At 73.2% G+C, this 7,075-nt stretch carries 7 protein-coding genes; all 7 read right to left on the bottom strand.

Features of this window, described 5'->3' with window-relative positions:
* Positions 1-714 (bottom strand): GTPase (locus G5C62_RS13080; protein ID WP_164701333.1); only part of this gene is annotated, 714 nt, incomplete at its 3' end.
* A complete protein-coding gene (gene cmk, locus G5C62_RS13075) occupies positions 711-1,394 on the bottom strand; it encodes a (d)CMP kinase (protein ID WP_164701332.1) in 684 nt (227 codons plus the stop codon). The genes G5C62_RS13080 and cmk, both read right to left, overlap by 4 nt.
* Before the next feature lie 20 nt (positions 1,395-1,414).
* On the bottom strand, positions 1,415-1,777 hold the full coding sequence (gene aroH / locus G5C62_RS13070; protein WP_164701331.1) for a chorismate mutase: 363 nt from the start codon (positions 1,775-1,777) through the stop codon (positions 1,415-1,417).
* Between the two features lie 108 nt (positions 1,778-1,885).
* Complete coding sequence (locus tag G5C62_RS13065; protein ID WP_164701330.1) at positions 1,886-2,803, bottom strand: aldose 1-epimerase family protein; 918 nt, start codon at positions 2,801-2,803, stop codon at positions 1,886-1,888.
* A complete protein-coding gene (ugpC, locus tag G5C62_RS13060) occupies positions 2,800-3,867 on the bottom strand; it encodes an ABC transporter ATP-binding protein (RefSeq protein ID WP_164701329.1) in 1,068 nt (355 codons plus the stop codon). The genes G5C62_RS13065 and ugpC overlap by 4 nt, the downstream gene beginning before the upstream one ends.
* Positions 3,868-3,973: 106 nt before the next feature.
* Positions 3,974-5,392: a xylulokinase gene (gene xylB / locus G5C62_RS13055; RefSeq protein WP_164701328.1), complete on the bottom strand. Its 1,419-nt coding sequence runs from the start codon at positions 5,390-5,392 to the stop codon at positions 3,974-3,976.
* A 34-nt stretch (positions 5,393-5,426) separates the two neighbouring features.
* The gene (gene xylA / locus G5C62_RS13050; RefSeq protein ID WP_164701327.1) at positions 5,427-6,617 is read right to left on the bottom strand and encodes a xylose isomerase; all 1,191 of its coding nucleotides are present in this window, start codon (positions 6,615-6,617) and stop codon (positions 5,427-5,429) included.
* Between the last annotated feature and the right edge of the window lie 458 nt (positions 6,618-7,075).

The raw sequence follows: 7,075 nt of genomic DNA, 5'->3' as shown, positions 1-7,075 counted from the left end.
GCCGAGGGTCACCAGGGAGTCGACCGGGTCGACCGTGGTGCCGGCCACCGAGTCGACGACCGAGCGCTCCTCCTTGGACAGCCGGTTGATCAGGCTGGACTTGCCCACGTTCGGCCGGCCGACGAGGGCCACTCGGCGGGGACCGCCCACGTCGTCCTGCTCGCGGGGCGCCTCCGGCATCGCATCCAGCACCAGGTCGAGCAGGTCACCGCTCCCCCGGCCGTGCAGTGCACTGACCGAGAACGGCTCTCCCAGGCCCAGCGACCAGAGCTCGGCCGCGTTCGACTCGCCCCGCTCGTCGTCCACCTTGTTGGCCACCAGGATCACCGGCGTGGTGCTGCGCCGCAGCACCCGGGCGGCGGCCAGGTCGGTCTCGGTCACCCCGACCGCGGCGTCCACGACCAGCACGATGACGTCGGCGGTCTTCATCGCGTACTCGGCCTGCCGGGCGATGGAGGCGGCCATGCCGGTCGCCTTCGGCTCCCAACCGCCGGTGTCGACGACGGTGAAGTTCTTGCCGTTCCACAGCGCCTGGTACGGGATGCGGTCCCGGGTGACGCCCGGGATGTCCTGGACGACGGCGGCGCGGCGGCCCAGGAATCGGTTGACCAGGGTCGACTTGCCGACGTTCGGCCGCCCCACGATGGCCACCACCGGGAGCGGGCCGGTGGGCTCGTCGCCGCCGGGGACGTCGGTGTCGGTGTCGGTGCTCATGCTGCTCCCACTGCAGTGCGCGCCAGGTCGAGCACACGCTCGACCACGGCATCACGGTCCAGCCCGGTGCTGTCGACGACCACGGCGTCGACAGCTGGGCGCAGCGGGCTGTCGGCCCGGCTGCTGTCGTACTCGTCGCGACGCCGCAGGTCCGCGGCGATCTCGGCGATCTTGGCGGGGTCGGTGACCCCCAGCTGACCGGCCCGCCGCTGGGCGCGGGCCTCGGGTGCGGCGGTCAGGTAGACCTTCAGGGTGGCGTCGGGCAGGACGACGGTGCCGATGTCCCGGCCCTCGACGACGACCGCGTCGGCCTCGGCGACCAGCGCGCGCTGGCGGTCGACCAGCATCCGGCGCACGGCCGGGACGGCGGAGACCGGCGACACCGTGCGGGTCACCTCTGCCCCCCGGATCCGGGCTGCCACGTCCACGCCGTCGACCAGCACCAGCTCGGCGCCGGCCGACGTCCCCACCTGGATGTCGGCGGAGGCGACGGCGCGGGTCACGGCGTCGGTGTCGGTCAGGTCGACCCCGGCGTCGAGCACCGCGACGGTCGCCGCCCGGTACATGGCGCCGGTGTCCAGGTAGGCCGCCCCCAGGCGGGCGGCGACGTCGCGGGCGACGCTGGACTTCCCGGTCCCCGACGGCCCGTCCAGGGTCACCTGGCCGAGGAACCCGCTCACTGCTGCACCCCCCTGCTCACTCACTGCGCGATGTCCCGGCGGAGCGCCACGGCCCCGCGCAGGTAGACGTGCTGGACGGCGGCCCGGTCCCGGTCGGTCTCGACGTGCGCCATCAGCCGCAGCACCCGCGGCAGGGCGTGCGGCACCGCGATCTCGGTGGCGCACATCAGCGGCACGTCGCCCAGCCCCAGCTCCCGCGCGGCCAGCGCCGGGAACTCCGACACCAGGTCGGGGGTGGCGGTGAACAGGATGCTGATCAGGTCAGCGGGGTCCAGCTCGTTGCGCGCCAGGACCGTGCTCACCAGCTCCCGGGTGGCCTCCAGGACCTCGTCCCGGTCGTCGGCGGCCACCTGGGTCGCACCGCGGATGGCTCGGACGGCCACAGCACTCTCCTCGATCGATGCGGTGCACGGGTAGCCGTGCACCTCGATCGAGTCTACGGAGCCCGCGCCACCTCTCCCGCCGGACGGCGGGAGAGGTGGTCGGTCGGCTCAGCCCAGGGGCGTGAGGCCCCAGGTCGCGGTGGTCGACTCGCCCGGCTCCAGGCGGATCACCGACTCCCCGGTGGCGAAGGCGTTCGGCGGACAGGTCATCGGCTCGACCGCCAGCCCCTGCCGACGGCGCGGCTCGGGCACCACGTCGCCGGTGAACAGCTGCAGGTGGCTGTAGGCCCTGTCCAGCCAGACCGCGGCACCGTGCCCGTCGGGGCCGGTGAACCGCACCCACGCCAGCCCGTCGGCGTCCCGCTCGAGGTCGGTGAAGCAGTGGTCGATGCGCTGCTCCCCGATCGTCCGGCCCGCACGCAGGTCGTAGGGCGTGCCGTCGACCTGCTTCGCGCCGGTGGGCAGCGCGCGCTCGTCGGTCTCCAGCCGGGTGGCCCCGGGAGCGACCAGCGTGCAGTCGTCGACGCGCAGCCCGGCGCCGGCGGCGAGGTAGGGGTGGTGGCCCTCGCCGTAGGGCAGCGCGACGTCGCCCTCGTTGGTGGCGGTGGTCTGCACGCTGAGCCCGGCCGGCGTCAGTTCGTAGCCGACCTGCAGCCGCAGCGTCCACGGGTAGCCCGGCTGCGGGTGGAGCAGGAGCTCCAGCCGCACCGAGTCACCGGTCCGGTCGACCACCCGCCAGGGCAGGAAGCGGACGAGGCCGTGGATCGCGTTGCCGGTCTCGTGCTCCGACACCGGCGTGGAGTGCTCCTCGCCGTCCCAGGTGTAGCGGCCGTCGCGCAGCCGGTTGGGCCACGGCGCCAGGACGTGGCCACGCGCGTTGCCGGCCATCTCGTGCTCGGCATAGCCGTCCACGATGTCGCGGCCGGCGACACGGTAGGACCGCAGCCCGCCCCCGACCTCGACCACGGTCGCCTCGGCGTCGGCGCAGGTGAGGGTGAACTGCTCCCCGGTGGGCAGGACCGTCATGCCAGGCGCGCCCCGGTGGCGACGGAGAACAGGTGCACGTGGTCCGGGCGGGCCGTCACGTGGACGACCTCCCCTGCGCGAGGGGGACGACGGCCGTCGACCCGGGCGATGACCTGCTGCTCCTCGGCCTCGAACAGGGCCCGGCCGTACAGGTACGCGTCCGCGCCCAACTCCTCGACCACGTCGATCTCCACCGGCAGGCCCTCGGCGGAGAGGTCGAGGTCCTCGGGCCGCACCCCGAGCACGAGCCTGGGGTCGGAGCCCGCCACGTCGCGTGCCACGGGGAGCAGGGCCGTGCCGAACCGGACACCGCCGTCGACGACCGGCACCTCGAACAGGTTCATCGCCGGGGAGCCGATGAAGCCGGCCACGAAGGCGTTCGCCGGGCGGTCGTACAGCTCACGGGGAGCGCCGACCTGCATGAGCAGGCCGTCCTTGAGCACCGCCACCCGGTCCCCCATGGTCATCGCCTCGACCTGGTCGTGGGTGACGTAGACGGTGGTGATGCCCAGCCGGCGCTGCAGCGAGGCGATCTGCGTCCGCGTCTGGACGCGCAGCTTGGCGTCCAGGTTGGACAGCGGCTCGTCCATCAGGAAGACCTGCGGCTGACGGACGATCGCCCGGCCCATCGCGACGCGCTGCCGCTGCCCACCGGACAGCGCCTTCGGCTTGCGGTCCAGGTACGGCTCGAGGTCCAGCAGCTTCGCCGCCTCCTCCACCCGGGTGCGGCGCTCCTCCTTGCCCATCCCGGCGATCTTCAGCGCGAAGCCCATGTTCTCGCCCACGGTCATGTGCGGGTAGAGCGCGTAGTTCTGGAACACCATCGCGATGTCCCGGTCCTTCGGCGCCACGTCGGTGACGTCGCGGTCCCCGATGAGGATGCGACCCGCGTCGATCTCCTCCAGCCCGGCGAGCATCCGCAGCGAGGTCGACTTCCCACAGCCCGAGGGCCCGACGAGCACGAGGAACTCCCCGTCCTCCACCTGCAGGTCCAGCGAGTCGACCGCGGGTCGCTCGCCCCCCTGGTAGATCCGGGTCGCGGAGTCGAAGGTGACGGTGGCCATGGTGTGTCCTCCTACCGGCAGGAACGTGCCGGACGATCCGAGTGGGTGGTGCCGTGGACGTCGTGGTGCCGTGCCTGTCTCACCGCCTTGCGACGGCGTCGGGTGCTCACACCCGGTCGGCGGTCATCTCCCGGACCTCCGCGTACCGATCGCGCACGAACGGGATCGGATCCGCCTCGTAGGTCTGTGTGCTGGTCGCGGGCCAGATCGGCGGGGTGTCCCCGCCGGCCAGCACCCATGCGGCCTGGCGGGCGGCGCCGTCGGCGACGTACTCCCCCGGCGGCGGCACGAGCACCGGCACCCCGAGCACCGCTGGGGCCAGCCGGCGCACTGCCTCGGAGCGGGCGCCACCGCCGACCAGGAGCACCCGGCGCACCGGGTTGCCCTGGGCGGCGATCGCCTCGAGCCCGTCGGCCAGGCCGCACAGCAGCCCTTCCACCGCGGCGCGCGCCAGGTGGGCGGGCTCGGCGGTCGACAGGGTCAGCCCGTGCAGCGCGCCGGTGGCGTACGGCTCGTCCGGCGTCCGCTCCCCCTCCAGGTAGGGGACCAGGACCAGGCCGCCGGAGCCGGCGGGCGCGGTCAGCGCCAGCCGGGACAGCTCGTCGTGGTCCACCCCGAGGAGACGGGCCGTTGCGTCCAGCACCCGGGCGGCGTTGAGCGTGACGACCAGGGGCAGGAAGTTGCCGGTGGCGTCGGCGAACCCGGCGACGGTGCCGGTCGGGTCGGCCGACGGGGTGGTGGAGACGGTGGAGACCACACCGGAGGTGCCGATGGACAGGACGACGTCGCCGGGCTCGGCGTTGATGCCGAGCGCCGCGGCGGCGTTGTCACCGGTGCCCGGACCGAGCAGCGCCCCGCCGTCGGCGGCCAGCGCACCGCCGGCCACCTGCCCGGCCCGCTCCGCCGGCCCCAGCACCCGGGGCAGCACCGGTGTGCGCCCGAACGCCCGCTCCAGCAGGTCGGTCCGGTAGTCCCCGGTGATCGGCGACCAGTAGCCGGTGCCGCTGGCGTCGCCCCGGTCGGTGACCAGGCCGTCGAGATCGGGCGAGCCGGCCAGCCGCCAGGTGAGCCAGTCGTGCGGGAGGCAGACCGCCGCCGTCCGGGCCGCGTTCTCCGGCTCGTGCTCTGCCAGCCAGCGCAGCTTGGTGACGGTGAACGACGCGACCGGCACGAGGCCGACGGCGTCGGCCCACGCCTGCCCGCCGCCGAGCTCGGCGGTGAGGTCGGTGGCGGCCTGGGCGGAACGGGTGTCGTTCCACAGCAGGGCCGGGCGGACGACCTCGCCGTCGGCGTCCAGGCACACCATCCCGTGCTGCTGCCCGCCGACGGCGACCGCGGCGACGTCGGCGAGGCCGCCGGCCTCGTCGATCGCCGTCCGCAGCGCCGCCTCCCAGGCGGCGGGATCGACCTCGGTGCCCTCCGGGTGGGTCGCCCGGCCCTCACGGACCAGACGACCGGTCTCGGCGTCCCGGACGACGACCTTGCACGACTGGGTCGACGAGTCGACCCCGGCCACCAGTGTCACGACTGCACTGTCTCCGATCGGTGTCCGGTGGGAATCAGCGGGCGCCGAGCAGGTGCTCGAGCATCAGCTGGTCGACCCGGACGACGCCGGCCCCCCGCTTGGCGACGGCCTCGGCGTCGAAGTCCTCGAACGCCGACCGGTCGGCGAGCAGGTCCTCGAACGTCTCGCCCGCGGCGAGGGTGGGCTGGCGCAGCTCGGGCACCCGCGCCGCGGCCAGGGCCTCCTGCACCTCCGGGTCGGCGCGGAACGCCGCGGCCCGCTCCTTGAGCAGCAGGTAGGTGCGGATGTTCGCCGCGGCCGAGCGCCACACGCCGTCCATGTCCTCGGTGCGCAGCGGCTTGTAGTCGAAGTGCCGCGGGCCGTCGTAGGCCGGTGCGCCGTCGACGCCGCCGTTCTCCAGCAGGTCGACGGTGGAGAAGGCCTGCAGCAGGTCACCGTGGCCGAACACCAGGTCCTGGTCGAACTTGGGGCCGTGCTGGCCGTTGAGGTCGATGTGGAACAGCTTGCCGGCCCACAGCGCCTCGGCGATGCCGTGGGTGAAGTTCAGGTTCGCCATCTGCTCGTGCCCGGTCTCCGGGTTCAGCCCCACCAGGTGCGAGTGCTCGAGCTTGGCGATGAAGCCCAGCGCATGCCCGATGGTGGGCAGGAAGATGTCGCCGCGGGGCTCGTTCGGCTTGGGCTCCAGGGCGAACTTCAAGCCGTAGCCACGGGCCTCGGAGTAGGCGGCCAGGGTGTCGATCGACTCGGCGTAGCGGTCCAGCGCGGCGATGAGGTCCTTGGCCATGTCGACCTCGGCGCCCTCGCGGCCGCCCCACAGCACGTAGGTCTGCGCGCCCAGCTCGGCGGCCAGGTCCATGTTCCGCATGACCTTGCGCATCGCGTAGCGGCGCACCTCGCGGTCGTTGGCGGTCAGGCCACCCTCCTTGAACACCGGGTGGGTGAACAGGTTGGTGGTCACCATCGGGACGACCAGTCCGGTCTCGTCGATCGCGGCTCGGAAGCGCTTGATGTGGGCATCCCGGGCGGCGGTGTCGCTGCCGAACGGGATCACGTCGTCGTCGTGGAAGGTGACGCCGTAGGCGCCCATCTCGGCGAGACGGTGCACCGACTCGACGACGTCCACCGGCGCACGGGTGGCGGTGCCGAACGGGTCCGCGGCCGGCCAGCCGACGGTCCAGAGGCCGAAGGTGAACTTGTCCTCAGGGGTGGGCTTGAGGTCGGGCATCGGGCGGTTCCTCTCGAGGACTCTGGAACAGGAGGACGACGTCCCCGCCGGACGGCGTGGGACCGGTGCCGGCGGGTGCTGCGACGGGCGATCAGATGCTCGGCGACGAGGGTGACACCGACAGTGTCACCCCCCGGTCGGCCGGGGGCCAGCGACCCCGACCGATCCGCCGATCGACGATGTGACCCGAAAGTTGCGGGCGGTTTTCGACAACGTAAGACGCTGCGAGGCCGGTGTCAACGCACCGCCCGAACAGGTCGACACAAACCCTTTGTGCAGCCCCAGTCCGCTCTGCGCGCCGCTCGACCACCCGGATCACCGCCGAGGGGAGGCGCGCCGGCTGCCCGTGTCGATGCCCGGTTCTTCGAAACACTTCCGACAACAGTGGGCCGAAGTTACGATCACCGGGCCGACACCCGACGCCCATCCAGGCCAGGCCTCGCGGCACGACCCCGGGA

It is taken from the genome of Modestobacter sp. KNN46-3 (genome assembly GCF_011039295.1).
Note: the sequence above shows the minus strand (reverse complement) of the source record. Positions and strands in the feature narration are given on the sequence as shown.

Excerpts from the sequence above, each read along its gene's own strand:
- G5C62_RS13065 (WP_164701330.1), bottom strand. The coding sequence starts at position 2,803 with ATGACGGTCCTGCCCACCGGGGAGCAGTTCACCCTCACCTGCGCCGAC.
- ugpC (WP_164701329.1), bottom strand. The coding sequence starts at position 3,867 with ATGGCCACCGTCACCTTCGACTCCGCGACCCGGATCTACCAGGGGGGC.
- xylA (WP_164701327.1), bottom strand. The coding sequence starts at position 6,617 with ATGCCCGACCTCAAGCCCACCCCTGAGGACAAGTTCACCTTCGGCCTC.